The sequence below is a fragment of the Gryllotalpicola sp. genome (assembly GCF_027352875.1).
Lineage (GTDB): Bacteria > Actinomycetota > Actinomycetes > Actinomycetales > Microbacteriaceae > Gryllotalpicola.
On sequence record NZ_DAIEII010000010.1, the window covers coordinates 1 to 26,027 of the forward strand.

31 protein-coding genes, 1 tRNA gene and 1 pseudogene are annotated in these 26,027 nt (G+C 70.2%); 17 read left to right on the forward strand and 16 right to left on the reverse strand.

The genetic code is table 11. From position 1 onward, the window contains the following. The 5 genes and pseudogenes from M7D61_RS01735 to hemQ all read right to left on the reverse strand — a co-directional run. A pseudogene (locus M7D61_RS01735) lies at positions 1-127 on the reverse strand (porphobilinogen synthase); the annotation flags it as partial. Between the two features lie 48 nt (positions 128-175). After that, positions 176-955: a uroporphyrinogen-III synthase gene (locus M7D61_RS01740; protein WP_298226974.1), complete on the reverse strand. Its 780-nt coding sequence runs from the start codon at positions 953-955 to the stop codon at positions 176-178. Then, positions 952-1,923 carry a hydroxymethylbilane synthase gene (gene hemC, locus M7D61_RS01745; RefSeq protein WP_298226976.1) on the reverse strand — a complete coding sequence of 324 codons (972 nt, stop codon included), beginning with the start codon at positions 1,921-1,923 and terminating at the stop codon, positions 952-954. Before hemC ends, M7D61_RS01740 begins: the two co-directional genes overlap by 4 nt. Then, positions 1,923-2,996, reverse strand: a complete 1,074-nt coding sequence (locus M7D61_RS01750; RefSeq protein ID WP_298226978.1) for a ferrochelatase — start codon at positions 2,994-2,996, stop codon at positions 1,923-1,925. The genes hemC and M7D61_RS01750 overlap by 1 nt, the downstream gene beginning before the upstream one ends. After that, entirely contained in the window at positions 2,993-3,718 is a 726-nt protein-coding gene (hemQ, locus tag M7D61_RS01755; RefSeq protein WP_298226980.1) for a hydrogen peroxide-dependent heme synthase, read from the reverse strand. The genes M7D61_RS01750 and hemQ overlap by 4 nt, the downstream gene beginning before the upstream one ends. An 89-nt stretch (positions 3,719-3,807) precedes the next feature. On the opposite strand from hemQ, the gene M7D61_RS01760 reads away from it, so the two are divergent. Continuing rightward, positions 3,808-4,056 (forward strand): hypothetical protein, encoded by a 249-nt coding sequence (locus tag M7D61_RS01760; RefSeq protein WP_298226982.1) that lies wholly within the window; start codon positions 3,808-3,810, stop codon positions 4,054-4,056. A 15-nt stretch (positions 4,057-4,071) separates the two neighbouring features. Here M7D61_RS01760 and M7D61_RS01765 read toward each other — a convergent pair whose 3' ends face one another. From M7D61_RS01765 to hemE, 5 genes are read right to left on the reverse strand one after another with little or no spacing between them, the layout of a single operon-like run. Next, a complete protein-coding gene (locus M7D61_RS01765) occupies positions 4,072-4,296 on the reverse strand; it encodes a hypothetical protein (protein ID WP_298226984.1) in 225 nt (74 codons plus the stop codon). Further along, positions 4,286-4,672: a phage holin family protein gene (locus M7D61_RS01770; protein ID WP_298227028.1), complete on the reverse strand. Its 387-nt coding sequence runs from the start codon at positions 4,670-4,672 to the stop codon at positions 4,286-4,288. The genes M7D61_RS01765 and M7D61_RS01770 overlap by 11 nt, the downstream gene beginning before the upstream one ends. A 1-nt stretch (position 4,673) precedes the next feature. Beyond that, complete coding sequence (locus tag M7D61_RS01775; RefSeq protein WP_298226986.1) at positions 4,674-4,991, reverse strand: hypothetical protein; 318 nt, start codon at positions 4,989-4,991, stop codon at positions 4,674-4,676. A gap of 32 nt (positions 4,992-5,023) precedes the next feature. Further along, on the reverse strand, positions 5,024-6,556 hold the full coding sequence (locus M7D61_RS01780) for an FAD-dependent oxidoreductase (RefSeq protein ID WP_298226988.1): 1,533 nt from the start codon (positions 6,554-6,556) through the stop codon (positions 5,024-5,026). Then, positions 6,553-7,605: a uroporphyrinogen decarboxylase gene (gene hemE, locus M7D61_RS01785; protein ID WP_298226990.1), complete on the reverse strand. Its 1,053-nt coding sequence runs from the start codon at positions 7,603-7,605 to the stop codon at positions 6,553-6,555. Before hemE ends, M7D61_RS01780 begins: the two co-directional genes overlap by 4 nt. A 54-nt stretch (positions 7,606-7,659) precedes the next feature. Between hemE and M7D61_RS01790 the strand changes: the two genes are divergently transcribed. Both M7D61_RS01790 and M7D61_RS01795 read left to right on the forward strand, forming a co-directional pair. Next, positions 7,660-8,940 carry a glutamyl-tRNA reductase gene (locus M7D61_RS01790; protein WP_298226992.1) on the forward strand — a complete coding sequence of 427 codons (1,281 nt, stop codon included), beginning with the start codon at positions 7,660-7,662 and terminating at the stop codon, positions 8,938-8,940. A 59-nt stretch (positions 8,941-8,999) separates the two neighbouring features. Next, a complete protein-coding gene (locus M7D61_RS01795) occupies positions 9,000-9,614 on the forward strand; it encodes a GNAT family protein (protein ID WP_298226993.1) in 615 nt (204 codons plus the stop codon). 79 nt (positions 9,615-9,693) lie between these two features. Here M7D61_RS01795 and M7D61_RS01800 read toward each other — a convergent pair whose 3' ends face one another. The 3 genes from M7D61_RS01800 to M7D61_RS01810 all read right to left on the reverse strand — a co-directional run bounded on the left by M7D61_RS01800 (position 9,694) and on the right by M7D61_RS01810 (position 14,158). After that, positions 9,694-11,079 (reverse strand): glycine--tRNA ligase, encoded by a 1,386-nt coding sequence (locus M7D61_RS01800; protein WP_298226994.1) that lies wholly within the window; start codon positions 11,077-11,079, stop codon positions 9,694-9,696. Between the two features lie 64 nt (positions 11,080-11,143). After that, a complete protein-coding gene (locus tag M7D61_RS01805; protein ID WP_298226996.1) occupies positions 11,144-13,102 on the reverse strand; it encodes a M13-type metalloendopeptidase in 1,959 nt (652 codons plus the stop codon). 9 nt (positions 13,103-13,111) lie between these two features. Further along, entirely contained in the window at positions 13,112-14,158 is a 1,047-nt protein-coding gene (locus M7D61_RS01810) for a LacI family DNA-binding transcriptional regulator (RefSeq protein WP_298226998.1), read from the reverse strand. 245 nt (positions 14,159-14,403) lie between these two features. Here M7D61_RS01810 and nucS point away from each other — a divergent pair, with 245 nt between their 5' ends. The 5 genes from nucS to M7D61_RS01835 are packed head-to-tail and all read left to right on the forward strand — an operon-like array spanning position 14,404 to position 17,010. After that, a complete protein-coding gene (gene nucS / locus M7D61_RS01815) occupies positions 14,404-15,099 on the forward strand; it encodes an endonuclease NucS (protein WP_298227000.1) in 696 nt (231 codons plus the stop codon). 53 nt (positions 15,100-15,152) lie between these two features. Next, entirely contained in the window at positions 15,153-15,848 is a 696-nt protein-coding gene (locus M7D61_RS01820; RefSeq protein ID WP_298227002.1) for an HAD hydrolase-like protein, read from the forward strand. 25 nt (positions 15,849-15,873) lie between these two features. Continuing rightward, positions 15,874-16,224 carry a GNAT family N-acetyltransferase gene (locus tag M7D61_RS01825; protein WP_298227004.1) on the forward strand — a complete coding sequence of 117 codons (351 nt, stop codon included), beginning with the start codon at positions 15,874-15,876 and terminating at the stop codon, positions 16,222-16,224. Beyond that, positions 16,217-16,633 carry a CrcB family protein gene (locus tag M7D61_RS01830; protein WP_298227006.1) on the forward strand — a complete coding sequence of 139 codons (417 nt, stop codon included), beginning with the start codon at positions 16,217-16,219 and terminating at the stop codon, positions 16,631-16,633. The genes M7D61_RS01825 and M7D61_RS01830 overlap by 8 nt, the downstream gene beginning before the upstream one ends. After that, on the forward strand, positions 16,630-17,010 hold the full coding sequence (locus M7D61_RS01835; RefSeq protein ID WP_298227008.1) for a CrcB family protein: 381 nt from the start codon (positions 16,630-16,632) through the stop codon (positions 17,008-17,010). The genes M7D61_RS01830 and M7D61_RS01835 overlap by 4 nt, the downstream gene beginning before the upstream one ends. 6 nt (positions 17,011-17,016) lie before the next feature. On the opposite strand, the gene M7D61_RS01840 is transcribed toward M7D61_RS01835, so the two are convergent. Beyond that, on the reverse strand, positions 17,017-17,826 hold the full coding sequence (locus tag M7D61_RS01840; RefSeq protein WP_298227009.1) for an ATP-binding cassette domain-containing protein: 810 nt from the start codon (positions 17,824-17,826) through the stop codon (positions 17,017-17,019). Positions 17,827-17,864: 38 nt separating this feature from the next. Between M7D61_RS01840 and M7D61_RS01845 the strand changes: the two genes are divergently transcribed. The 8 genes from M7D61_RS01845 (at position 17,865) to M7D61_RS01880 (ending at position 24,201) form a co-directional block, all read left to right on the forward strand. Next, on the forward strand, positions 17,865-19,112 hold the full coding sequence (locus M7D61_RS01845) for an aminotransferase class I/II-fold pyridoxal phosphate-dependent enzyme (RefSeq protein ID WP_298227011.1): 1,248 nt from the start codon (positions 17,865-17,867) through the stop codon (positions 19,110-19,112). A 124-nt stretch (positions 19,113-19,236) separates the two neighbouring features. Further along, complete coding sequence (locus M7D61_RS01850; RefSeq protein ID WP_298227013.1) at positions 19,237-19,521, forward strand: DUF1905 domain-containing protein; 285 nt, start codon at positions 19,237-19,239, stop codon at positions 19,519-19,521. Continuing rightward, positions 19,518-20,057 carry a (deoxy)nucleoside triphosphate pyrophosphohydrolase gene (locus M7D61_RS01855; RefSeq protein WP_298227014.1) on the forward strand — a complete coding sequence of 180 codons (540 nt, stop codon included), beginning with the start codon at positions 19,518-19,520 and terminating at the stop codon, positions 20,055-20,057. Before M7D61_RS01850 ends, M7D61_RS01855 begins: the two co-directional genes overlap by 4 nt. Before the next feature lie 24 nt (positions 20,058-20,081). Further along, the gene (locus M7D61_RS01860; RefSeq protein ID WP_298227016.1) at positions 20,082-21,098 is read left to right on the forward strand and encodes a DNA cytosine methyltransferase; all 1,017 of its coding nucleotides are present in this window, start codon (positions 20,082-20,084) and stop codon (positions 21,096-21,098) included. Between the two features lie 43 nt (positions 21,099-21,141). Further along, a complete protein-coding gene (locus M7D61_RS01865; protein ID WP_298227018.1) occupies positions 21,142-22,089 on the forward strand; it encodes a NaeI family type II restriction endonuclease in 948 nt (315 codons plus the stop codon). 9 nt (positions 22,090-22,098) lie between these two features. Further along, positions 22,099-22,515 carry a very short patch repair endonuclease gene (locus tag M7D61_RS01870; protein ID WP_298227020.1) on the forward strand — a complete coding sequence of 139 codons (417 nt, stop codon included), beginning with the start codon at positions 22,099-22,101 and terminating at the stop codon, positions 22,513-22,515. 66 nt (positions 22,516-22,581) lie between these two features. After that, positions 22,582-23,922 (forward strand): M20/M25/M40 family metallo-hydrolase, encoded by a 1,341-nt coding sequence (locus tag M7D61_RS01875; RefSeq protein WP_298227022.1) that lies wholly within the window; start codon positions 22,582-22,584, stop codon positions 23,920-23,922. Between the two features lie 9 nt (positions 23,923-23,931). Then, complete coding sequence (locus tag M7D61_RS01880) at positions 23,932-24,201, forward strand: glutaredoxin family protein (RefSeq protein WP_298227024.1); 270 nt, start codon at positions 23,932-23,934, stop codon at positions 24,199-24,201. Positions 24,202-24,214: 13 nt separating this feature from the next. Here the strand turns inward: M7D61_RS01880 and M7D61_RS01885 are convergent, their stop codons facing one another. Beyond that, complete coding sequence (locus M7D61_RS01885; protein ID WP_298227030.1) at positions 24,215-24,955, reverse strand: HAD-IIB family hydrolase; 741 nt, start codon at positions 24,953-24,955, stop codon at positions 24,215-24,217. 81 nt (positions 24,956-25,036) lie between these two features. Beyond that, positions 25,037-25,120: transfer RNA gene (locus M7D61_RS01890), tRNA-Leu, on the reverse strand. Positions 25,121-25,299: 179 nt separating this feature from the next. Between M7D61_RS01890 and M7D61_RS01895 the strand changes: the two genes are divergently transcribed. Beyond that, entirely contained in the window at positions 25,300-26,001 is a 702-nt protein-coding gene (locus M7D61_RS01895; RefSeq protein ID WP_298227026.1) for a DUF3662 and FHA domain-containing protein, read from the forward strand. Positions 26,002-26,027 lie beyond the last annotated feature (26 nt).

Genomic DNA, 26,027 nt, shown 5'->3' on the forward strand with positions numbered 1-26,027 from the left:
CCGCGCCTTCGCGGATGAACATCGGCAGGATGAGCTCGGCAGCATGGACGCGCGTCTCGGCGACGAGGCGGCGCATCGCGGGGCTCGTACGCAGCCGCCTCGGGCGGATGACGGGGAACTCGGTCACGACCAATCAGCCTAGTTGCGCGCGCGCACGATCCTGAGTGCCTGCACCTCAGCCGGGGGCGGCGCGCGCGACGAGCGCGGCGATGAGCGACGCCGCCGAGCGCTCGGCTGCGATGAGGTCGACACGAAGGCCCAACCGCTCGGCATCTTTCGCGGTCTGGGGGCCGATCGCGGCGACGAGGGTCGCCTCGGGGATCGGGCTGAGCTGCAACTGCATCTGCTCGGCGACGGACCCGGAGGTGACGAGGATGGCGGAGATCGCACCCGCGCGCACCGCCGCGACGACGGAATCCGCCACCGGCACCCCGACAGTGCGATACGCGACGACGGAGTCGACCCGGTGGCCGAGGCGCTTGAGCCCCTCGGTGAGGATGGGTTTCGCGATCTCGCTGCGCAGGGTGAGCACTCTCAGGTCGGCCGCGCCGGCCGTCGCGGTCGTCCATTCCCCGAGGAGGCCGCGCGCCGAGTTGTCTTCGCTCGGCACGATATCGGCACGGTACCCGGCGGCGGCGAGCGCTGCCGCCGTGGTCTCACCGACGGCGGCGACACGAGTGGATGCCGGAATGACGGCGCCATACGACGACAGCACGTCCACCGTGGTCGCGCTCGTCACGGTGAGCCAGTCGTAGCGGCCTTCGCCGAGCCGGCGGATGGCCTCGAGCAGACCCGCCGTGTCGGCCGACGGCGCGAAGTTGATCATGGGCGCGATGATCGGCGCCGCGCCGCGTGCCCGGAGGTCGGCCGCGACCGAGTCGCCCCACGGACCGCCGCGGGGCACGAGCACCCGCCATCCGGCCAGCGGCTTGGCGGACACCGCGTCGAACGTCACGGCGTCCGTCCCGGTTCGGCTCCGCCGCCGAGCGGCACGAGATCCGCCGCGCCCCCGTCCAGCAGTTCCGCCACAGCGCGCTCGGCGACCTCGGCGGCGGCGGCGAGCAGGTCGCGCGGCGCGTTCGAGTCGAGCACGGCTGCGTGCGAGCTCGTCAGCGTCGCCGAGCCGTCGAGCGCGAACACCGTCGCGGTGAGGAACAGCATGCCGCCGTCGACGAGCGCGCTCGCCGCGATGGGGGCCGCGCAGCCCGCCTCCAGGCCGGCGAGCACCGCACGCTCAGCCGCGACGACCGCGCGGGTCGTCGCGTGGTCGACGGCGGCGAGCGCTGCGGCCAACGCGGCGGATGCGTTGTCGGAGCGCACCTCGAGGGCGAGGGCACCCTGCCCCGGCGCCGTCGGCCAGTCGCCGAGGTCGAACCGGTCGGTGACGACCTCGGCGCGGCCGAGGCGGTCGAGGCCGGCAGCGGCGAGGATGACGGCATCGAGCTCGCCCGCGGCGACCCTGCCGAGGCGGCTGTCGACGTTGCCGCGGATGTCGAGGACGTTCAGATCCGGTCGGACCGCCCTGAGCTGGGCGGAGCGGCGAGGCGAGCCAGTGCCGACGCGGGCGCCTGCGGGCAATCCGGCCAGGGTGAGGCCGTCGCGCGCGGCGAGCACGTCGCGCGCATCGGCCCGACGCGGCACGGCCGCGAGCGCTGCGCCAGGGTACTGGGCGGTAGGGAGGTCCTTGAGCGAGTGGACGATAACGTCGACCTCGCCCCTCGCCAGCGCCTCGCGCAGCGCGGTGGCGAACACCCCGGTGCCGCCGAGGTTCGCGAGCGAGGCGTTCGAGGTGTCGCCGTGGGTCGTGACCGTGACGAGTTCGACGTCGAGGCCGGATGCCTTCGAGAGCTCCGCTGCGATCTGCGTCGTCTGAGCGAGGGCGAGGGCGCTGCCGCGCGATCCGACCCGCAGCGACGCGACCATCAGAAGCCTGCCGGCGCCACAGACTTGGAGACGGCGGGGTGCGCACCGACGGCGGCGTGGTCCGGCCACGGGCCGAGGCCGGTGAGGTGCGGTCGCGCGGACCGCGGCACATCGTTCAGGCGCTCCTCGACGAGGTCGACGAGGCCCGCGACGAACGCGGGGTGCGTGCCTGAGGTCGGCACGCGGCGCACCGCGAAACCGTGGCCCTTGGCGGCCTCGGTCGCCTCGTTGTCGAGGTCCCAGAGCACCTCCATGTGATCGCTGACGAAGCCGAAGGGCACGATGACGACGGCTTTCGCCTGCCCGGCGGCGGCGAGGTCGTCTAGAGCATCGCTGATGTCGGGCTCGAGCCACGGCGTGCGCGGGTCGCCCGAGCGCGACTGGTAGACGAGAGACCAGGGGATGCCGGGTGCCGCCTCGTCGGCGATGACCCTCGCCACGGCGAGGTGCTGCGCGACGTACGCGCCGCCCTCGCCGAACTCCGGGCCGGACGCCTGAGCCGCGGTCAGGGGGATCGAATGGGTCGAGAAGAGGACGTGGATCGCCTCGGGGGCGATGCCCTCGGACACGAGCGACGACACGGCATCCTCGACGCCCTCGAGGAGAGGGGCGACGAAACCAGGGTGGTCGAAGTACTCGCGGATGCGATCGATCGAGGCGCTCTCGGCGAGGCCGTTCGCCGCAAGGGCCTTCTCGAAGTCCTCGCGGTACTGGTCGACCCCCGAGTAGCTCGTGTACGCGCTGGTGACGAGGGCGAGCAGACGGGTGTGGCCGTTCGCGGCGGCCTCCGCCACGACATCGGCGAAGTAGGGCGCCCAGTTGCGGTTGCCCCAATACACCGGCAGATCGATGCCGCGCCGGGTGAGCTCGACCTCGAGGGCCGTCTTGAGCCGGCGGTTCTGCTCGTTGATCGGACTCACGCCGCCGAAGTGCCGATAGTGGTGCGCCACCGCCTCGAGCCGCTCGTCGGGCACGCCGCGCCCGGCGGTGACGTTGCGGAGGAACGGGATGACGTCGTCCTGGCCTTCCGGCCCCCCGAAGCTCGACAGCAGGATCGCGTCGAACCGCGTCACGCGATCACCTCGGCGATCTCGTGGAACTGGATGCGCCGACCGGTGAAGAACGGGGTCTCTTCCCGCACATGGAGGCGCGCCTCGGTGTAGCGCAGGTCGCGCATCATGTCGACGAGATCGCTGAGCTCGTCCGCCTCCATGGGCAACAGCCACTCGTAGTCGCCGAGCGCGAACGCAGCGACCGTGTTCGCGGTGACTCCCTTGAACGCGGCGCCGCGGCGACCGTGATCGGCGAGCATCCGGCTGCGGTCCTCTTCCGGCAGGATGTACCAGTCATAGCTGCGGTTGAAGGGGTAGACCGTGAGCCACCGCTTCGCCTCGACGCCGCGCAGGAAGCCTGGAATGTGCGCCTTGTTGAACTCGGCGGCGCGGTGCACGCCGAGCGCCGACCACGTCGGCAGCAGAGTGTGCAGCAGCTTGGTTCGTCGGATGGCGCGCGCGACCTCCTGCAGCTTCTCAGGGCTCGGGCCGTGGATCCAGAACATGAGGTCGGCGTCGGCGCGCAACCCTGAGACGTCGTAGAACCCGCGGAGGGTCACGTCGTCGTTCGCCGCGTCGGCGATGACCTTTTCGAGTTTCTTCGTTCCTGCTTCGATCTCAGCCGGGTACGCCGGGTCGCGGCGCAACACCACCCAGAGGGTGTAACCGTCCGGCTGCGCAGGCGCGGCAGCCACGGTCGGCTGAGCGTCGGAGGCCGCAGGGGTGCCGACCGTGTCGCTCATGGCTTCCAGTTTCGCGCGCCGCGCGGCATCCGCGAAATCCGCGGACGCCGCGGCATAAAACCACCCTCCGGGGCGTTACGCCTTTCACTATGACTACTGAGCGCATCACCACGCCGGCCCGCAAGCCGCGTCGGCGCAAGAAGGTCGAATTCGTCGAGCACCTGAGCGGCGACGATCAGATGCTCCTGGCCTTCCCGTGGACGAAGAACCTCTCGCGCCCGGAGCGCGCGGAGTTCGCCGAGGCGTTGGCGAGCCATCCGGCCGATATCTCCAACACGCAGCTCGAAGCCCTGATCGTCTCGTGGAAGGAACGGGCGCTCGGCCAACGCGCCGCGTAGCAAGTGCGGTCGCCGTCAGCGGCGCTTGACCGCCGCGACCACGAGGAGCGCGAGAATGCCGCTCGCGGCGAGGCCCAGTCCCGCAACGACAGCGCCGAACTTCACCGGATTCGCCTCGCGGGCCGCCCTGGCCCGCTTCGGAACGTTGATCTTCGCCTCGATCGCCTGAAGGGCGTCGACGAGTTCCGCGCGGGCGCGGGCGACCTCGGGGTCGCTGTCCTGGTACGGGTCAGAAGTCATAGTCGCCCACCCCTCTCACGGCATCGATGTCGCGCTCCACGCTGCCGGGCGTCTCGAGCGGTTCGGCCATGCGCCGGAACGCGCGGATGCCGAGGAAGGCGAGAACCGCGGCGACGATGAGCATGCCGCCGGCGACGATGAGCGCCGCCGCCCAAGCCGGCAGCGCGACCGCGATGCCGAGGATGGCGGCGACGATCAGCACGGGCAGCACGAGCAGCAGGATCGCGACGGCTCCGGCGAAGAAGCCGATTCCGATGCCGGCACGCTTGGCCTTGCGGATGATCTCGCGCTTGAGGCGGTCGAACTCGGCGCGCACCAGTGTCGAGACGAGCTGGGGCAGCTCCTGCAGCAGCTCGAGGAGCGAGGTGCGCTTCATGTCAGCCACCTGCACCCTCGGCCGGCGCAGCAGGGGGCTCAGTCGGCGCCGCGGCCGGCCGAGCGGTCGTCCGACGACGCGCTGCGGCCTTGGCGGTCTTGCCGAACAGCGTGCTGACGCCGCTGAATACCGCACCCGGAATATTACCGACCTGCTCAGCGGCGAAGTCCTCGACCTTGTGCACCTGAGTCTGGATCGCGGGAGTCTCCCACACCTTCGTGGCGACGGCGACGATCTGGTCGTAGCGCTTGCGCCCGGCGCGCGCGCCGAGCAGATAGCCGATGCCGAGACCGGCGGCGAAGATCAGCTTGCCCTTCATGGAATCCCTCCGACTCTCCGGTGGTGCCCTGACTACTCGGCGAGTTCCTTCCAGCGTAAGGCTCGAAGCCGCGCCGCCGCATCCCTGGAATGAGGAATCACCGAGGCGAGCCCGGTGCCCGCGATCCACGATCCGGTCGCCTCGACGCCCTCGACCCCCCGGATGGCTCCCTCCAATGCCGTGAGCCGGTCGCGCTGCCCGATCCCTGCGAGGGGCTGCGCATTCGTCCACTGCACCCGCGCGAAGTCGACCACATTCGATTCCGCGAGCGGAATATTGAAAAGCGACGACACGTCCCGGATCGCACGCTCGCGCAGTTCGGAGTCGCTCCAACGCGCAGTCTCCGACGACCTGCCGGCGCGGCCGTAGGACAGGCGGACGATGTGGCGCCCGGCCGGCAGACCCTCGCGCGCCCACGTCCATTTCGCGGTGATGTGCGTGGCGGCCTTGGCCGTGCAGAACGCCGGAGCCACCCGGTCCGAAACGAGCAGCCCCGTTCCGCGCGGGAAGGAGTCGAGCGCGGGCGAATCGAGGACGAGCGTGACGAGCTCGACGCTCGTCGCCTCGGGCCAGTCGAGCGCGCAGCTCGCGGCGAGGTCCGGCGACAGGCCGGCGAGCAGCGGCAGCGCCGCGGCCGACGGCACGTCGAGCAGGACCGCGTCGACCTCTGCTGAGGTGCCATCGGCGAAGCTCACGACGAGTCGCGGCGTTTGACGGCCCGGCTCCGCCGGGTGATCGACGTCGGGGTCGCTGCCTCCAGCCTGCTTCATCGCAACCGCGTCGGCGCAGGACAGGGCGACGGCCTCCCGGTTCAGTTCGATGACCGCCCCGCGGGCCTCGGCGTCGGCGGCAAGAGCGACGACGAGGCGGTGCATCCCGCCCCGGATGCCGCCGACGGCCGAGCCCGCCTTCGACGGCCCGCCGCTGCGCAACGCCGCGACGGCACCCGAGAGCGATCCCGTGCGCGTCAGCGCGCCGTTGAGCCCGGGTAAGGCGATGTCGACGTCGATGAGTTCGGGCGGCGCCGAGTACACCCCGGTGGTGACGGGTGCGACGAGGTTGTCGAGCACCGCGCGGCCCATGCGCCTGCGCACCAGTGCGCCGAGGTTGTGCTCGCGGCCGATCGTGAGCAGGGGCTTGATCCGATCGAGGTAGGCGCGCAGCGCCGCTCGCCACCCGATCGCGGCGACGACATCGGCCGCGAGCGGCGACGACGGGACGCCGAGCATCCCAGCCTTCGGCATCGGCACCGCCCTGCCGGGCAGCTGCAGCCACGCGCCCGCCGCGTTGGGCTCGACGATGTCGGCGGTGAGGCCGAGTTCGGCGAGGAGTGCGGCGACGTGACCGCCGCGCGTCGCGAAGCTCTCGGCGCCGGCATCCACCGTCACGCCTGCGACGGCAAGCGGGGCGACCGAGCCGCCGAGACGGCCTCCCGCCTCGTAGAGCGTCACCTCGATGCCGGGCCGGGCGAGCTCGCGCGCGGCGACGAGACCGCCCACACCGCCGCCGACGATGGCGACGCGCATCGGGTTCTCGGCGAGGCGCTCGTCCAGTGTCGCGATCACAGCGCGTGCACCAGCTCGACGATCCGGGTGAGCACGGCCGGATCCGTCTCCGGCGGCACGCCGTGCCCGAGGTTGAGGACGTGCGCCGGAGCCGCCTTGCCCCGCTGGATGACATCGAGCACATGCGCTTCGAGTACCGGCCAGGGGGCGGCGAGCAGCGCGGGGTCGATGTTGCCCTGCACGGGGGTGGCACCGCCGAGGCGGCGAGAGGCCTCGTCGAGTGGAATCCGCCAGTCGACGCCGACGACGTCGGCTCCGACGTCCCGCATCGCGGCGAGCAGCTCGCCCGTTCCGACACCGAAGTGCACCTTCGGCACGTCGAGGTCCGCGACGTGCGCGAGCGCCCTCGCCGATGCCGGCGCGACGAATCGGGTGTAGTCGGCCAGTGACAGCGAACCCGCCCACGAGTCGAAGAGCTGCACGGCCGACGCCCCGTCGAGCACCTGCGCGCGCAGGAAGGCCCCGGTGACATCGGCGCACCACTCCATCAGCGCCGACCACGCCTCAGGGTCGGCGTGCATGAGCGCGCGGGCGGCGAGATGCTCCTTCGACGGCCCGCCCTCGACGAGGTAGGCGGCGAGCGTGAAGGGCGCCCCGGCGAACCCGATCAGCGGGGCCAGGCCGTCGCCGATGCCGCGCAGTCCCTCGACGGTGCGGCGCACGCCCTCGCGGATCGGATCGAGCACGGTGCCGGCGAGCACCGCCGGCGACGGGAGAGCCGCCACCGCCGCGGCATCCCGCACCGGCTTCGCGAACACCGGCCCGCGCCCGGCGACGATCTGCACGTCGACGCCCGCGAGCAGCAGTGGCACGACGATGTCGCTGAAGAAGATGGCGGCGTCGACGCCGTGGCGACGCACCGGCTGCAGGGTGATCTCGGCCGCGAGCGCCGGATCGAGGCAGGCGTCGAGCATCGAATTGCCGAGCCGCAGTTCGCGGTACTCGGGCAGCGAGCGCCCGGCCTGGCGCATGAACCACACCGGGGTGACCGGCGGCCGAACTCCGCGGTAGGCCTGGATGAGCCGGGGGACGGTCAGGGCAGCGATCACTCGACGATTCTTCCAGGCAATTCCTGAGGGATGCCGGGCGTACCCTTTAATACCGTGCTTCTGGGATTCTCGTCGAGCCATCGCAATGCGTCGTTCGACCTCCTCGAACAGCTCGAGCGCAGCGCCTCTCCGATCGAATCCGCACTGCTCGCCGCCCCCGGCGTGACCGGCGCAGTGGTGCTCGCCACCTGCAACCGCTTCGAGGCCTACCTCGACGTCGACGACGGGGCGGATTCCGCGACCCTGCTCGAGCGCGTCGCCGACGCCGCGCACGTCGAGTCCGCCGACCTCGCCCAGCACGCCGCGGTGATCGCGCACGACGCCGTGCCCCAGCACCTCTTCGCCGTGTCCTCCGGCCTGGAATCGGTCGTGGTCGGCGAGGGTGAGATCGCCGGCCAGGTGCGCCGCGCGCTCGCCAAGGCGCGCCAGGCGGGCACGACGACCCGCGGCCTCGAGCGCCTCTTCGACGACGCGTCCCGCGCCAGCCGCCAGGTCAAGAACACCACCGGCCTCACGACCGCCGGCCGCTCGATGGTGCACCTCGCGCTCGAGCTCAGTCAGGGTCACATCGCCGACTGGGCGAGCGCCAAGGTCGTGCTCGTCGGAACCGGCCAGTACGCCGCCGTGAGCCTCGCCGCCGTGCGGGCGCACGGGGCCGCCGACATCGCCGTGTTCTCGCGCACGCAGCGCGGCGCCCAGTTCGCGCTCAAGCACGACGTCGCGCATGTCGACGACCTCGCAGCGGCGCTGCACGACGCCGATCTCGTCATCGCGTGCACCGTCGCGCCCGGCCTCGTCATCGGCGTCGACGCCGCGCGCGAGGCCATTGCCGGGCGCACCCGGCCGCTGCTCGTCATCGACCTCGGCCTGCCGCGCAATGTCGACGCCGCCGTCGACGAGCTCGCCGGCGTCACCCTGCTCGACCTCGCGACGATCTCGTTGCACGCGCCGCTCGACGAGCTCCAGGCCACCGACGACGCCCGCGGGATCGTCGGCGATGCCGCCACCGAGTTCGCTGCCAAGGCGGCCGAGCGCGACGTCGAGCCCGCGCTGGTCGCGTTGCGCGAGCGCATCCTCTCGCTGGTGGATGCCGAGGTCGAGCGCCACCGGCATCGTGAGAGCGCAGCAGACATCGAGCGCGCACTGCGCCATTTCGCGGGCGTACTGCTCCACGACCCGAGCGTTCTGGCCCGCGAACTCGCCCGCGCTGGAAGAGCCGACGACTTCGTCGAGGGCCTGCGCGCGGTGTTCGGGGTCACGCCCCCAGAGGGCCCGGCGAGCGCCGATCGAGGCGCCGGCGGCGAGGAATCGGGCGCGGCGGAAGCCGTCTCCTAGACCGCCTATGCTTTCCCCAAGCGGGCCGCACCTGGCGCCGCGGAGGGGAGACCGAGGTCATGTCGGCGCCGATCACCGAGTCCATTCCGATCCCGTACGAGGTCGAGACCCTCTCGACCGAACGCCTCGCGCTCGTGCCCATGACCCTCGACGAGGTGACGGAGGCGCACAGCCCGCTCGCGCGCTCGCGCACCGTCACGAAGTACCTCCGCTGGGAGGTGCGCGACCACGACGACGAGGCCGACAGCAGGAGCGTGCGCAAGCGCCTCGCCCTCAGCCACATCACCCGGCAGGGCGACGGCTTCGTGTGGCGCGTCGAGTTCGCAACGCCCGACGGCGAGCAGGGCGCGGAGATCGGCGACGTGAGCGTCTTCGCCAAGAGCCTGCGCAACAAGCAGTTCGAGATCGGCTGGGTGTTCCACCCCGCCATCCACGGGCGCGGTCTTGCGACCGAGGCGGCGCAGAAGGTGCTCGAGATCGTGTTCACGAAGCTCGGCGCGCATCGCGTCTACGCCGAGCTCGACACCCGCAACGAGGCGTCCGGGCGGCTCTGCAGCGTCCTCGGAATGCGGCAGGAGGCCGTGCTCAAAGAGCGCGAACTCGTTGCCGACGAATGGCATGACGTGGCGATCTACGCCATTACCGAAAGCGAATGGGCTGCCCGAGCCGCATAGGGGTCAGCTCCCGGCAGGTTCGCTGCGCGGGCGGCGGCCGATCGCCCGACCTCGCCGGCGTGCCCGGGCTACCGGCCGCCTACGCGCCGATGAGGCGGGCGGCGAGGTACGCCAGCAGCTCGGTGATCGGCACGCGGTCCTGCGCCATGGTGTCGCGATCGCGCACCGTCACCGCGCCGTCCTCGAGCGAGTCGAAGTCGACCGTGACGCAGTACGGGGTCCCGATCTCGTCCTGACGGCGGTAGCGGCGGCCGATGGCCTGCGTCTCGTCGTAGTCGATGCTCCACACCGCGCGGAGGGAATCCGCGATCTCGGCGGCGAGCGGCGTGAGCGTGTCCTTCTTCGACAGCGGCAGCACGGCGACCTTGTACGGCGCGAGACGTGCGTCGAGGCGCAGCACGGTGCGGGTCTCGGTCTCGCCCTTGGCAGTGGTGACCTCCTCCTCGTCATACGCCGAGAGGAGGAAGGCCATGAGCGAGCGGGTGAGGCCGAAGGACGGCTCGATGACGTAGGGCACCCAGCGCTCGTTCGTCGTGGGGTCGAAGTACGAGAGGTCTTTGCCCGAGTCGCGGGTGTGGTTGATGAGGTCGAAATCGGTGCGGTTGGCGATGCCCATGAGCTCCCCCCACTCGTCGCCGGCGAATCCGAACCGGTACTCGATGTCGATGGTGCGGTCGCTGTAGTGCGCACGGTCGCCATCCGGCACCTCGTAGCGACGCAGGTCCTCCGCGCGCAGGCCCAGGTCGAGGAACCATCTCTCGCAGTCGTCGACCCAGCGCTCGAACCAGGCGGGGGCGTCCGCGGGCGGGGTGAAGAACTCGATCTCCATCTGCTCGAACTCGCGGGTGCGGAAGATGAAATTGCCCGGCGTGATCTCGTTGCGGAACGCCTTGCCGATCTGGCCGATGCCGAAGGGCGGCTTCTTGCGGCTCGTCTGCAGCACGTTGGCGAAGTTGACGAAGATGCCCTGTGCGGTCTCGGGGCGCAGGTAGTGCAATCCGGATTCGTCCTCGATGACGCCGAGGTACGTCTTGAGCATGCCCGAGAACTGGCGGATCGGCGTCCACTTGCCGACGATCTTGGGGTTCTCGGGGTCGGGGATGTCGTCGAGGCCGTTCACCGGCGGATGGCCGTTGACGCGCTCGTACTCCTCGAAGAGATGGTCGGCGCGGTAGCGCCTGTGCGTCGTCAGCGACTCGGTGAGCGGGTCATTGAACGTCGCGACGTGACCGGATGCCGACCACACCGGCGTCGGCAGGATGACGGCCGAGTCGAGGCCGACCATGTCGCCGCGCCCCTGGACGAACGTCCGCCACCACTGGCGCTTGATGTTCTCCTTGAGCTCCACGCCGAGGGGACCGTAGTCCCACGCCGAGCGGGTCCCGCCGTAGATCTCGCCGGACTGGAAGACGAATCCCCGGTTCTGAGCGAGCGCGATGACGGAGTCGAGGCGGGATTCAGCCATAATCTGCAATCCTACCGAGGGGCCCTGGTCGCCAACGCGGCCGCCGCCGAGCGCGGCGGCCGGTTCACCAGATGGTGACGCGGTCGGGCGCGGGCAGGAAGAGCGCGTCGCTCTCCGCCACTTCGAAGGCGTCGTAGTACGCATCGATGTTGCGCACGATCTGGTTGCAGCGGAACTCGGTCGGCGAGTGCGGGTCGATCGTGAGCAGGCGGATCTGCTCGGCATCCCGTCGCTTCTCGCGCCACGCCTGCGCCCACGAGAGGAAGAAGCGCTGCGCGCCGGTGAGGCCGTCGATCACCGGCGGCTCCTCGCCGCCGAGCGAGAGCAGGTACGCCTGCCAGGCGATGCCGAGGCCGCCGAGGTCGCCGATGTTCTCGCCGATGGTCATGGCGCCGTTGACGTGGTATTCGGTGCCGACGAGCTGCGCGGGAACGAGTGCGTCGTACTGCGCGATGAGAGCGCGGGTGCGCACCTCGAAGGCCTCGCGGTCGGCATCCGTCCACCAGTTCTCGAGCTTGCCGTCGCCGTCGAACTGCGAGCCCTGGTCGTCGAAGCCGTGGCCGATCTCGTGGCCGATGACGGCGCCGATCGCGCCGTAGTTCGCCGCGGCGTCGCGGTTCGGGTCGAAGAACGGCGGTTGCAGGATGGCCGCGGGGAAGACGATGACGTTGTAGAACGGGTGGTAGTAGGCGTTGACCGTCTGCGGGGTCATCTCCCACTCCTCCTTGTCGACCGGTCGGCCCACGCGACCGAGCTGCCGGTTGAACTCGAAGAGCGTCACCGCGGCGACGTTGCCGAGCAGGTCTTCGGGGTCGATCCGGAGGGCCGAGTAGTCGCGCCACTTCACGGGGTGGCCGATCATCGGCGTGAACTTCGCGAGCTTGTCGAGGGCCTTTGCGCGGGTCTCGGGCCCCATCCAGTCGAGTGCCTCGATGCTCAGGCGGTACGCCTCGATGAGTCGGCCGACGAGCTCGTCCATCTGGGCCTTGGCCGCGGGCGGGTAGTGGCGGGTGACGTAGTCGCGCCCGACGGCCTCGCCGAGGGCGCCTTCGACGAGGCTGACGCCGCGCTTCCAGCGCTCGCGCAGTTCCGGCGTGCCGGAAAGGGTCTTGCCGTAGAAGTCGAAGTTCTCGCCGACGAATTCGTCGCTGAGGTAGCCGGCGCGGGCGTGGACGAGCTGCCAGGCGAGCCAGTCCTTCCAGGCGGGCAGCTGCTCGTCGACGAAGAGCGATTGGATGCCCTCGCTGAAGCTCGGCTGGCGCACGACGACCTGCGCGAATGCGGCCTCCGGCGCCCCGAGGGCGGCTCGCCAGGTCTCGAGGTCGAGTGCCGGCGCCAGCGCCGTGAGCTCGGACCACGAGAACGAGTTGTAGGTCGCGACCATGTCGCGGTTGCGCACCTTGTCCCAGTGGTGCGAGGCGATCGCGGTCTCGAGGTCGAAGACGCGCTTCGCCCGGGCCGCGGCATCGTCGAGACCGGCGAGCGCGAGCATCCTCCCGAGGTGGGCGAGGTAGGCGGTGCGGATCTCCGCGAAGGATTCCGCGCGGTAGTACTCCTCGTCGGGGAGCCCCAGCCCGCCCTGCTCGAGGAAGGCGACGTAGGTGCCCGGCCGGCCCGGATCGCCCTCGACGAAGGTCTGGTAGAAGCCGCCGACCCCGGCGCGCTCGAGGCGGCCGATCGTCTCCAGCAATCCGGTCATCGACTCGATCGCGGCGATCGCGGCAAGGTCGCCGCCGAGCGGGGCGGCCCCGAGCGCATTGACCCGGTCGGCGGCCATGAAGCTCGCGTAGAGGTCGGCGTACTTCTGCTCGTCGCTGCCGGGCGCGGCGTCCGTCGTCGACTCGACGATCTCGCGGACGGCCTTCTCGGCCTCCTCAGCGAGGACGTTGAACGACCCCCAGCGCGCCTTGTCGGCGGGGATCTCGGTGGTGGTCAGCCATCTGCCGTTGACGTGGCGGTAGAGGTCGTCCGGTGCGCGGACCGCGGGGTCGAGCTGGTCGAGTTCGATGCCGGAGACTGCCATGCCTCAAGCCTAGGCGGGGCCGACGGGGCCGGTCGTGTTGCCCTCGTGGAACTCGCTGGGGAAGACCTGCGACTCGACCCGCTCGCCGCGCAGCAGGCGAATGATGGCCTGGCCGGCCGCGCGCCCCTTCTCCACCGCAGGCTGGACGAGGGTCGTGAGGTCGTGGCCCACCGGCCCCTCGATGCGCACGCCGTCGAAGCCGAGAACCGACACGTCGGCCGGAACGCGCAGCCCGAGGGATTCCGCGGCGCGGATCACACCCCAGGCGAGCAGGTCGCTCTGCGCGATGATCGCCGTCGGGCGCACCGCGCTCGGCACGTCGAGCAACGCCAGGCCCACCGCCTTGCCCTCGTCGACCGCGCTCGACCGGGCCGCGTAGGCAGGAGCGTCGGGGAACACGTCGCGCACGCCCTGGTAGCGCTCGATGAAGGGCAAGTACGTCGCCGCCGCACGGCGCTCGGCGGTGACCGGCCCCGGTTCGCGCGCACTGTCGACCGCCAGCGCCGCGACCGCGACCCGCCGGTGGCCGAGCTGGTAGAGATGTCGGGCGCCGAGGGCCGTCGCAGCCCGGTTGTCCTGGTCGATGCGCACGAGCCCGTCGACGCGCGCCGCCGCCTCGACGCCGACGACCGGCATCCCGCGCGAGCGCAGCGCCGACAGCGGCGCGTCGAGCGCCGGGCTGTGGTTGAGGAGTACCGCGGCGTCGAGCGGCGCCGCGCTGAGCCCGGCAGGCCCGGTGATCAGAAGTAGAGAGGCGCCGACCTCGTCGACCGCCTCGGACAGGCCATCGAGCATGAGGATGCGCACCGGGTCGGTGAACGCGGCAGCGATGCTCGGCTCGAGGTAGACGCCGACGATGCCCGAGCGGCCGCGGCGCAGTGAGCGGGCGAGGGGGTCGGGGCCGGCGTAGCCGAGCTCGCGGGCGGCGGCGAGCACCTTGTCGCGGGTCGCGTCCGAGACCGGCCCGGTGCCGCTGAACGCGAGCGACGCCGTCGAGGCGCTGACCCCGGCGCGGGCCGCGACGGCGGCGAGCGTGGGGCGCGGCGATTCGGTCACGTAACGCCTCCTTCGGGCGGTTGTCGTAACTATAGGGCGGGGTCCGGAACCAGAAGAATCGATTCGTGCGCGGCAGTCCGGTCGACCGCGGGGTTCTGGGGCTCGCCGCCGCCCTCGGCACAGGCCTTCGGACCGGGTCGACTGCGACTGGAATCCGCGCGCGCGGTCGGCCAGTTCACGCGACTCGTGTACTCGGTCCGGAAGGCCTGACGAAACGGCCGCACGCGTCCCGGTACCGTGGAACGGTGAGACTCGTCATCGCCCGCTGTTCCGTTGATTATGCGGGCAGATTGAGTGCTCACCTACCCGTCGCGACCCGACTTCTCATCGTGAAGGCCGACGGCACCGTCATCGTCCACTCGGACGGGAACAATACCAAGGCACTCAACTGGATGAGCCCGCCGTGCACACTCAGCGAGGTCGAACCCTCCGCCGAGCAGCAGGATGCCGGCATCCTCGCCCTCTGGCGCGTGACGCACCAGAAGACGGACGACACCCTCACTGTGTCGATCCACGAGATCGTCCACGACTCCGCGCACGATCTCGGCATCGACCCGGGACTTCAGAAGGACGGGGTCGAGGCGCACCTGCAGCAGTTGCTCGCCGAGCAGATCGAGCTGCTCGGCGACGGGCACACGCTGGTGCGGCGCGAGTATATGACGGCGATCGGCCCGGTCGACATCCTCGCGCGCGACCCGGCGGGCCGCAGCGTCGCCGTCGAGCTCAAACGCCGCGGCGACATCGACGGCGTCGAGCAGCTCACCCGCTACCTCGAGCTCATGAACCGCGACCCGCTGCTCGCGCCGGTGACCGGAGTGTTCGCGGCGCAGGAGATCAAGCCACAGGCGCGCACTCTCGCCGAGGATCGCGGCATCCGCTGCGTCGTCCTCGACTACGACGCCATGAAGGGCGTCGACTCGGGCGTCCCGACGCTGTTCTGAACGATCGACCCGGTTTCGGTCGACCAGCCGGTGTCGGATATTATCGGCCGGTTATGACTATCGCTGCACCCGAGGTCATGCGCAGCTGGAGCTGCGTGCTGTTCGATCTCGATGGAACCCTTGTCGACTCCGCGCCGGGCATCACCCGGTCGCTCGCGCGCACCTTCGAGGAGATGGGCCTCGGCACGCACGCGCCCGACGACCTCATGAAGTACGTCGGCCCGCCGCTGTACGACACGCTGCGCGTGCACGGCGGCCTCGACGACGCCACCGCCGAGCGCGCGCTCGAGATCTACCGCGAGATCTCGGTCGAGTCGGACATCGTCGACAACGCCGTGTTCCCGGGCATCGTCGGGCTGCTCGCCGACCTCAACGCAATCGGCGTGCCCCTCGCCCTGGCGACGAGCAAGCCGCTGTCGCGGGCCGCTCGCGTGCTCGAGCACTTCGACCTCGCGAAGTACTTCACGTTCGTCGGGGCCGCAAGCGAGGACGAGACCCGATCGCTCAAGGCCGACGTCGTCGCGTACACGCTCGAGCAGCTCGCCGCGAACGGCGTCGACGTGAGCGGGCCGATCATGGTCGGCGACCGGTCGTACGACGTCAGGGGCGCCCTCGAGAACGAGGTGCCGACCATCATGGTCGAGTGGGGGTACGGATCGCCCGCCGAAGCGGTCGGTGCGATGGCAGTCGTGCATTCGACCGATCAGCTACGGGGCCTGCTGCTCGGCCAGTCGGTTTGGGCGGCGTAGCCGCGTCGCGGCCTACGCTTTCGATATGAGCGAGATCGCGGTCCGGCCGGAGGCGGCCGAGAGCAGCTACGTCATCAGCGTCGACGGCGTCGACGCGGGCGACGCCCAGTACGCCGACGTCGACCGGACGCGCGTGTTCCTCCACACCACGATCACGCCGGAGTTCGAGGGCCAGGGCCTCGCGTCGCAGCTCGTCGCCGCGGCGCTGACCGACGCGCGCGCGCAGGGCATGCGCGTCGTCGCCGTCTGCCCCTACGTCCGCACCTGGCTGGAGCGCCACCACGACTTCGACGACATCGTCGACCCCATGACCCAGGACGTTCGCGACCGGCTCCCGCAACCGCCCGCGCCGCCCTCCCCGCCCGCGAATGGCTAGCAGGGCGCTGCTCCCTCCGGTCGCGCTCGGGCTCGTGTTCGCGGGCGGCGCACTGGGCACCCTGGCCCGCTACGGCGTCTCGCTCGCGCTCCCCGGCGCGGGCTGGCCGTGGGCGACGTTCGCCGTCAACGTCGTCGGCGCGTTCCTCCTCGGGTTTCTCCTGGAGCTTCTCTCGGTGCATCGCCCCGACAATCCGGAACGCCGCGAGGTGCGCTGGTTCTTCGGGCCAGGATTCCTCGGCGGATTCACCACGTACTCGACGCTCGCCTTCGAAGAGGCGTCCCGCACCGATCTTGGAACCGCCCTGCTGTACGGCGCGGCGTCCCTCGTGCTCGGTGTGCTGGCGGCGCTCGCCGGCATCCGGGTCGCCGCGAGCATGCGCCGCCGGCGACCGGACGAGGCGCGGTGAGCGGCGGGCTCCTGGCTCTGCTCATCGCCGTCTCGGGCGGTCTCGGCGCGGTGACGCGCTTCGTCGTCAATGAGACCCTGCGGGCGCGGTTGACGACGGCGATCCCGTGGGCGACGAACGTCATCAACCTCAGCGGCTCGCTGCTGCTCGGATTCCTCTTCGGACTCGCCGCCGCCGGCGTGCTGCCCGAGGAGTGGCGGCTCGTCGCCGGCACCGGCTTCCTGGGCGGCTACACCACCTTCTCGACCGCGATGGTCGAGACCGCCGAGCTCGTCACGCGCCGCGCCTGGGGTGCCGCCCTCGTCAACTCCGTCGCGGTGCTCCTCATCGCGACAGGATGTGCCGCGGCCGGCTACGCACTCGGGCTCGCGCTCTGAGGCGCTCTATTCCGTTTCCGGAATATTGGGGTGCCGACCGCTGCGCACCGACCACCGGCCGCCGACGCGCGCGACGATGAGCGGGTAGTCGAGAGCTGCGCTGAGGTTGGCGCTCGTCAGCACCCTGTCGACCGCGCCGGATGCCGTGATCGCGCCCTCGCGCAGCAGTGCGGCGTGGCTGGTCGAAGCGGGCAGGTCCTCGAGGTGGTGCGTGACGAGCACGGAGGCGAGCGCGGGGTGCTCCGCCCGCAGCTGGTCGAGGATGTCGAGCAGTCCTTCGCGCGCGGGGATGTCGAGCCCCGTCGTCGGCTCGTCGAGCAGCAGGATCTCCGGATCGCTCTGCAGCGCCCGTGCGACGAGCGTGCGCCCGCGCTCGCCCTGCGACAGCGTCGGCCAGGGCTTGTCGGCGAGGCGCCTGAGCCCGACGACGCCGATGAGCCAGTCGGCACGCTCGCGCTCGGCATCCGACGGCGACCAGCGCATCGGCAGCTCGGCGCCTCCCGTGCCGCCCGTCCACACCACCTCGCGGACGGTGAGCGGATTCATGAGCCGGTGCCGGGGGTCGACATGGCCGATGCGCGACCGCAGCCCGCGCAGCTCGACGCGGCCGAGCGTCATGCCGAGCACGGTCACCGTGCCCGCCGAAGGGAACTGCTGCGCCGCGAGCAGCGCCAGCATCGTCGACTTGCCGGCGCCGTTCGCGCCGATGAGCGCCCAGTGCTCGCCCTGGCGGACCTCGAGGTCGACGCCCGCGAGGATCGGCCGCTCATCGCGGATGACGTCGACGCCGCTGAGGCGCAGGACGACATCGGGCACAGCCTCAGCGTAGCCGCCGCCCAAACTACGATTGAGGGGTGAACCTCGCCGCTCTCCTCCCCGAGTTCCAGGCCTCCTACGACGCCCTCAAGGCGCGGGGCCTGAAGCTCGATCTCACGCGCGGCAAGCCCTCGGCCGAGCAGCTCGATCTCAGCAATGCGCTGCTCAGTCTGCCCGGTGACGCCTACATCGATCGCAGCGGCGCCGACACCCGCAACTACGGCAACACGCAGGGCCTGCTCGAGCTGCGCGAGCTGTTCGGCGGCATCCTCGGCATTCCGGCGGTGCAGCTGCTCGCGCTCGGGTCGTCGAGCCTCACGATCATGCACGACGTCATCGCCTTCGCGCTGCTCCATGGGGTGCCGGGAGCCATCCGGCCGTGGGCAAAGGAGGAGACGGTGACGTTCCTCTGTCCGGTGCCGGGCTACGACCGCCACTTCGCGGTGACCGAGAAGTTGGGATTCCGGCTGCGCGCAGTGCCCCTCAACGACGACGGCCCCGATATCGCGGCCGTCCGCAAAGCCATCGCCGAGGACCCCACGATCAAGGGCATCTGGTGCGTGCCGACGTACTCGAACCCGACCGGCGCGATCTACTCGGAGGACGTCGCCCGCGCTCTCGTCTCGCTCGAGGCGGCGCCCGATTTCCGCATCATGTGGGACAACGCCTACTTCGTGCACCACCTCACCGACGCGAGGCCGCCCGTCATCGACATCCTGTCGCTGGCGGCGGAGGCCGGGAACCCCGATCGAGTGCTCGTGTTCGCATCGACCTCGAAGATCACCTTCCCGAGTGCGGGCGTCGCGTTCCTCGGCGGTTCGCCGGCGAACGTCGCCTGGTGGCTCGACTGCCAGATGACGCAGTCGATCGGGCCGGACAAGCTCAACCAGCTCAGGCACGTGCAGTTCCTCAGGGATGCGGCCGGCGTCGAGGCTCTCATGGCCGAGCATCGTGCCCTGCTCGCTCCGAAGTTCGACAAGGTCGACGAGGTGTTCCGGGAGCAGCTCGCCCCCCACGGCGTCGGCCGCTGGACGACACCGAAGGGCGGCTACTTCCTCACGCTGTTCGCCTCGCAGGGGGTGGCGCAGCGCGCGGTCGAGCTCGCGAAGGAGGCCGGCATCGCGATCACGCCGGCCGGGGCGACCCATCCGTACGGCAACGACCCGGACGATGCGGTGATCCGCATCGCGCCCAGCTTTCCGCCGATCGAAGACCTCGAGGCGGGCCTTCGCGGCTTCTGCGCGGCGCTGCTGCTGGCGGAGGCCGAGAAGGCTCGGCGCGGCTGATACGGCCGGCGCCGCCTCCTGGCACGCTAGGCCTCGCGTGCCGGGGCGGCGCGCACGGCACGACCGTGCGCCGGTCGACTGCGGGCGGGGCCTGCGATGGCGACCGAGGTCGCAGACTTGGCGGGTGCAGTTCTCGTTCGAGGCCGGCCTCTGGCGCTGGCGTGCCGATTCGCAGTGGCATTTCGTGTCGCTGCCCGAAGCGATCGCCGACGAGATCAGCGTCATCCCCCTGCCGCCGAAGGGCTTCGGTTCGGTGAAGGTGCGCGTCACTGTCGGGCCGGTGACGTGGCTGACCTCGATCTTCCCGAGCGAGTCGACATACATCCTGCCGATCAAGAAGCAGGTGCGGGATGCCAACGCGCTGTCCGCCGGCTCGACCGCGGCCGTCGTCCTCGAGGTGATCGTGTGACCGCGCCCGTCGAGGTCGTCGCGGGCGTCTTCCTCGACGGCACGCGGGTGCTCGCCTGCCGGCGCGCGCCGCACACGACGGCCGCGGGCAAGTGGGAGTTCCCCGGTGGCAAGGTCGAGCCGGGCGAGTCGTCGCAGGACGCCCTCGCCCGCGAGCTGCACGAGGAGCTCGGGGTCGCGGTCGCGGTCGGCCGCCTGATCGTGCGCGAGACGACCGGCACGATCGACCTCGCCGTCTACGAGGTCGAGCCCGTCGACGGATTCCCCACCCGGAGCACCGACCACGACGAGCTCCTCTGGATCGGCCTCGCCGTCATCGGCTCCCTCGACTGGGCCGATCCCGACCGCCCGGCGGTGCGCGGTCATCGCATGGTGCTGAAGGCGGGTCAGCCCCTTTCGGACCCACACCAGCCATCAGCGCAGCCGCGTTCAGCGCTCTCCGATACTTGTCGGCACGAGCCGCATCCGCCAAGCCTTCTTCTCCAAGACACGGTGTCGGTGGCGCACGGCATTATGGCTTTCGGTATCCGAAGATAGATTCGACCAAGCGAGGAGAACCCCGTGACCGATCAACTGACCAGTCTCGAGATCTGCGCCGGTGCCGGAGGACAGTTCTCGGGCATCGAGCGAGCCGGATTTGCTCACGAGCTAGCCGTCGAGATCGACCCGTGGGCTGCGGCAACGCTTCGCCTGAATCGTCCAAACTTGAACGTGCACGAGGGCGACGTTCGCGAGATCGATGGGCGGAAGTTCCGGGGCATTGATCTTCTCGCAGGCGGCGTACCTTGCCCCCCGTTCAGCGTCGCCGGAAAGCAGCTGGGCCAGGACGACGAACGTGACCTGTTCCCGGAGGCGCTGCGGCTGGTGCGCGAGGCTAGGCCGACCGCGGTGCTTCTTGAGAATGTAAAGGGCCTCGCATCGACCCGATTCTCTACGTATAGGGAGTCGATCCTGCACGAGCTCGACGCGCTGGGCTATGACGCAGACTGGAAGCTGATCGAGGCCGCTTCCTACGGTGTTCCGCAGCTTCGCCCACGCTTCCTCCTCGTCGCGATGCGACGTCGGCACTTCAAGAAGTTCGCCTGGGGCCTCCATAGCGATCGCACGACCACGGTTGGAGAGGCGCTGCACCCCTTTATGGCCGCGAACGGCTGGCGAGGAGCTGACTCCTGGGCAGTCCGCGCGAATCGTGTGGCCCCGACACTCGTCGGCGGGAGCAAGAGGCACGGCGGCGCCGACCTCGGCCCCACTCGAGCTCGGGCGGCGTGGCTCGAACTCGGTGTCGATGGCAGGGGCATCGCCGACGCCCCACCGGACGCCGAAACCCCGGTTGACCACACCCCACGTCTGACTCTCCAGATGGCGGCACGCGTTCAGGGCTTTCCTGCAGAGTGGAACTTCGCCGGGCGCAAGACCGCCGCATACCGGCAGATTGGCAACGCGTTCCCGCCACCGGTCGCAGAGGCGGTCGGCCGACGGATTCAGAAGGCACTTGCAGGGAAGACGCTCGGGCGCGATGAGCAGACGGTGGTTCCGCTCCTGTCCCGACTGGGCGCCGGTGGGCGCGCAGCTTCATGACACCGGCACTTGAGCTCAACTGCTGGCCGATAACCTCGGCCATGTGACAGGCGACGTTGCGGCAGGCTCCGAGGACTCGGGGGCGGGGGCGGTCTTCGACACCCTCCTCGCCGCCGATCCGGACGGCCGACGTGCAGCAAAGGTCTTCCGACGTAGCTTCGACCAGATCTACGACGGCCAGCACACGGGTCGCTACAGATGGGATCAGCTGACCAAGACCGAGCGGACCTACTTCGGCACAGTCATCGAAATCAACCTACGTAATGCCTTTGCAGATGTCGTTGGCGACGGCAGGCTTCTCGACTATCGGATCGCGGGTCTCGACGTTGACTGCAAATACTCGCAATCTTTCGGCGGTTGGATGGTTCCACCCGAAGGCGTCAATCAGATTCTGCTCGTCTGCCACGCCAGCGACGAGAACTCCGAGTGGGCGATGGGCGTTGTTCGCGCTGTGCCGGCAATCCTGCGCGAATCCGTGAATCGCGACGGGAAGACCGGAATCAGCACCGGAGGCCGCTCGCATATCCGCTGGCTCCACTTCGGAGCCCCCATGGCAGAGAACGTGCTCCTGCACGCCGTTCCCGAAGACCAGAGTCGTATCTTTGCCAAGAAGTCCGGCCAGCAACGGCTCAACGAGATGTTCCGGCTGATCCAGCGGCGCGTGATCGACCGCGCGGCCGTCGCAACGGTTGCCCAGCAGGACGACTACATGAAGCGCGCTCGTGCAAATGGAGGATCGAAGACCGCGCTTGCAAGAGAGGGCATCCTCGTCATCGGCGGGGACTACAGCACGCACCGCGAAGTTGCAGCGCAGCTCGGGCTTCCTGTGCCCGGCGCCGGCCAGTTCGTCAGCGCGCGGATTGCCCTGGCGGATGAGGCCGATCCGTATTCGGTGGAACTCGATGGACGCCTGTGGCGTGTTGCGGAGGATTCCGATCCGACCGTGACTGCCCCGAAGCTCCCCGACCACAGAGGTAGCCGCGACACGTAGCCTGCTGGTATGTCGTGGGCGTCGAACGAGGGAACTCGGAAGTCGATGCTCGGGAACCGGCGTCGCGATACGAAGCCCGAGCTCTTGATCCGTAGGGCGCTGCACGCGCTTGGCTATCGATTCCGCGTCGACTACCGAGCGGTTCCGCCGGCGGGGACGCATGTCGACATCGCATTCACCAACCGCAAGGTTGCGATCTTCATCGACGGCTGCTTTTGGCACCAGTGCCCGGTCCACGGCACAAGTCCGAAGACCCACTCCGACTACTGGCTGCCCAAACTCGCGCGCAACGTCGAGCGGGACCGCAGCGACACCGCCGCGTTGGAGGCCGCTGGCTGGGAGGTCGTCCGCTGCTGGGAGCACGAGGACGTGGTTGAGGTCATTGAGCGAATTGCCGAGACGGTCGGACCGACGCGCTCGCCCTGACGGCACGCCAGCGGCGCTGACGGCGCGCACCACGAGCACGGCTTATCCGCTAGTTAGGCTCAGGGCATGGCTGAGGCGTCCGTTCGTGCGGGCATCGAGGAGCGGCTGGCGCGGATGATCCGGGCCAAGACCGTCACGGGCGAGGATGCCGAGCTCGCCGCCTTCCCCAGGCTGCTGCGTGAGCTGTACCCCCTCGTGCACGAGCGGCTCGAGTTGGAACGGGTCGGGGAACTGGGCCTCCTCTACCACTGGCGCGCCGGCCTCGACGCACCGGCTTCCGCGGCGACTCGACCGGCTGTGCTCATGGCGCACTTCGACGTCGTGCCCGTCGACCCCGACGACATCTGGTCGTTCGACGCCTTCGGCGGCGCCATCAGCGGCGGCATCGTCTACGGCCGCGGCGCCATCGACGACAAAGGCGCGCTCGTCGTGCTGCTCGACGCGGTCGAGAATCTCCTGCAGCGCGGGTTCACCCCGCCGCGCGACATCTATCTCTCCTTCGGCGGCGACGAGGAGACCTACGGCGGCGGCGCCAAGACCATCGCCGACCTGCTGCATGCGCGCGGCATCCGACCCTGGATCGTCCTCGACGAGGGCGGCGCCATCGTCGAAGGCGTCATGCCCATGGTTCCCGAGCCCGCCGCCCAGGTCGGCGTCGGCGAGAAGGGCATCCTCAGCGTCGAACTGCGCGCCACCGGCGTCGCCGGCCACGCCAGCACCCCCGCCAACGACCTCACCGCGACCGACCGGATCGCCCGCGCCGTCGCGCGGTTGACCCGCAACCCCTTCCCCGACCGGCTCAACGACACCGGCCGGGAGATGCTGCGGCGCTACCGCACCCGCGCCACCGCCTCAGGCCGGCGCCGGTTGAGCCTGCTGCTCGCCGTGCCCACGCTCGCCGCCCACGTCTTCTCACGCCTCGGCAACGAGCCAGCCGCCATGGTGCACACCACGCTCGTCACGACCATGCTCGGCGGCGGCACCGCGCCCAACGTGATCCCGTCGACGGCGAGCGCGATGCTCAACATCCGCATCGCCACCGGGTCGTCGGTTGCCGCGTCGCTCGCCATCCTGCGCAGAGCGGTCGACGATCCCGAGATCGAGCTGCACGTCGTCGAGGCGAGCGAGCCGTCGCCGGAATCCCGCACCGACGCGGAGCAGTTCGCTCTCATCGAGCGGGCGATCGACGCCGCCTACCCCGGGGTGCTCGTGGCCCCCTACATCATGCTCGCGGCCTCGGATGCCCGGCACTTCCACCGCTACACGCCGGAGCACACCTACCGCTTCGCCCCGCTGCACCTCGACCCGGGCGAGCTGCGCTCGGTACACGGTGTCGACGAGCGCGTCACGGTGTCGTCGCTCGTCGCCGGCGAGGTCTTCTACCGCACTCTCATCGAGAGCCTTTAGGGTCGAAGCATGAGTGAGATCGCCCCTGAGACCTTCGACAGGATCACCATGTTCGGCGCGACCTGGTGCAGCGACTGCAACCGAGCCAAGGTCGTCCTCGACACGAGCGGCGTCGAGTGGGACTTCATCGACGTCGACGCCATCGAGGGCGCCGCGCCCCGCGCCGAGGCGATCAGCGGGCGCAAGAGCATCCCCGTCATCGTCTTCCCCGACGGCACGCATCAGGTCGAGCCGTCCAACGTCGAGCTCGGTCTCAAGATCGAGAGCCTGCGCGCCTGAGCAGGCAGCCGCGTCAGACCAGCCCGTCCGCGAGCAGCCGCTCGAGGTAGTCGGCGGTGTCCTCCCAGCCGCGCACGGCATGCGTACGCGCCCCCATCGCCTTGACGGGGTAGTCGTTGCCGTGCGGGTCGAGACGGTCGCCGACGAACAGCATGTCGTCGAGGGGGATCCCCGTCACCTCGACGAGCTTGCGCATGCCGTACGCCTTGTCGATGCCCTCGCGAGTGATATCGATCGACGTCGAGCCGCCGGAGCGCACCGAGAGGCCCGGCAGCTTCGCCTGCACGGCCTCGCGCAGACGGTTCTTCTTCTCGTCCGTCGGGTCCCAGGCCGCCTTGATGTCGGGCGGCGCGGCCTGGCCGAACGCACTGAAGGTGATCTGCGAGCCGCGGTCCTCGAGCACCGGGCCATAGGTGTCGGACTCCCAGTAGCCGAGGCCCTTCGCCACCTCCTCGAGTGCGTCAAGGGCAGCGCGGCGCTGCTCGGGCGTGAGGTCCTCCGAATATTGTTCGTGCCACTCGCCATCCGCGAAGCGGTAGTAGCGCGTGCCGGTCACCGGCATGAGGTAGAGGTTCTCGAGCACGGCGGCCGGGGCATCCAGGCGATCGATCACCTGGGTGCGGAACTGGCTGAACTGGCCGCCCGAGATGATGCCGACGGGGATGCGCTCGAGAAGGCGCACGATGAGCCCTGCCATCCGCTCCGGGAGCGGCGACTTCGATGGGGCTAGCGTGTCGTCCAGATCGAATGCCATGAGGCGGGTGGGCACCGCGGACCTCCGGGCTGAGAGCTCGATAACTGGGTTGTCGATGGATCGCGTCATCAATTGTTGTAGTGCGCGAGGGGGGAGTTGAACCCCCACGCCCTCACGGGCACACGGACCTGAACCGTGCGCGTCTGCCTATTCCGCCACTCGCGCATGCCGGCTCCGCACGCGGAACCAACCGGACGAGGCTAGCACGGCGCGCCGACCGGCACCCAACCCCGCACCGGGGGCCGCGCGGGCCCGGACCGGCCGCCTCCAGGGCCCCATCAGGGCGGCCCGTTACCATGCAAGCAGCCCCGTACCCCCGACGGCGACGTGCAAGGAGCACACTTTTGGGCATTCTTGACAGTTTCGAGCGCGGTCTCGAGCGCGCCGTGAACGGCGCGTTCGCCAAGACCTTCCGCTCGGGCGTCCAGCCCGTCGAGCTCTCCGGCGCCCTGCGCAAGGAGCTCGACACCAAGGCCGCGGTCGTCAGTCGCGACCGCATCCTCGCGCCCAACGCCTTCACCATCACCCTCGCCCCCGAGGATTACGACCGCATGAGGCAACTCGGCCCAGCCCTCATCGACGAACTCGAAGCGGCCGTGCAGCATCATGCCAAGCGGCAGCGCTACCAGTTCGCGGGTGCCCTGCAGATCGAGCTCGTCAAGGACCCCCAGCTCACCACCGGCATCGTCGAGGTGGCCTCCGTCACCGACCGGGGCGAAGTGTCGTGGGCGCCCGCCATCGACATCGGCGGCCGACGGCACCAGATCGCGCACGCGCGCACCGTCATCGGCCGCGGCTCGGAGTCCGACATCACGGTCGACGACGGCAGCATCTCGCGCCGCCACATCGAGATCGGCTGGGACGGCCGGCGCGCGCAGGTGCGCGATCTCGGATCGACGAACGGCACCAGCCTCAACGGCCGAGCGCTCACCCAGCCGACCGTGCTCAACCCCGGCGACACCATCACCCTCGGCCACACCACGGTCGTCTTCAACGTGGTTCCGGTGGCGAAGCCGCTGCGAGGCGCGACCCGGGCGGTGCAGTGAACGTCAGCGAACTGACGCTCCTCGTC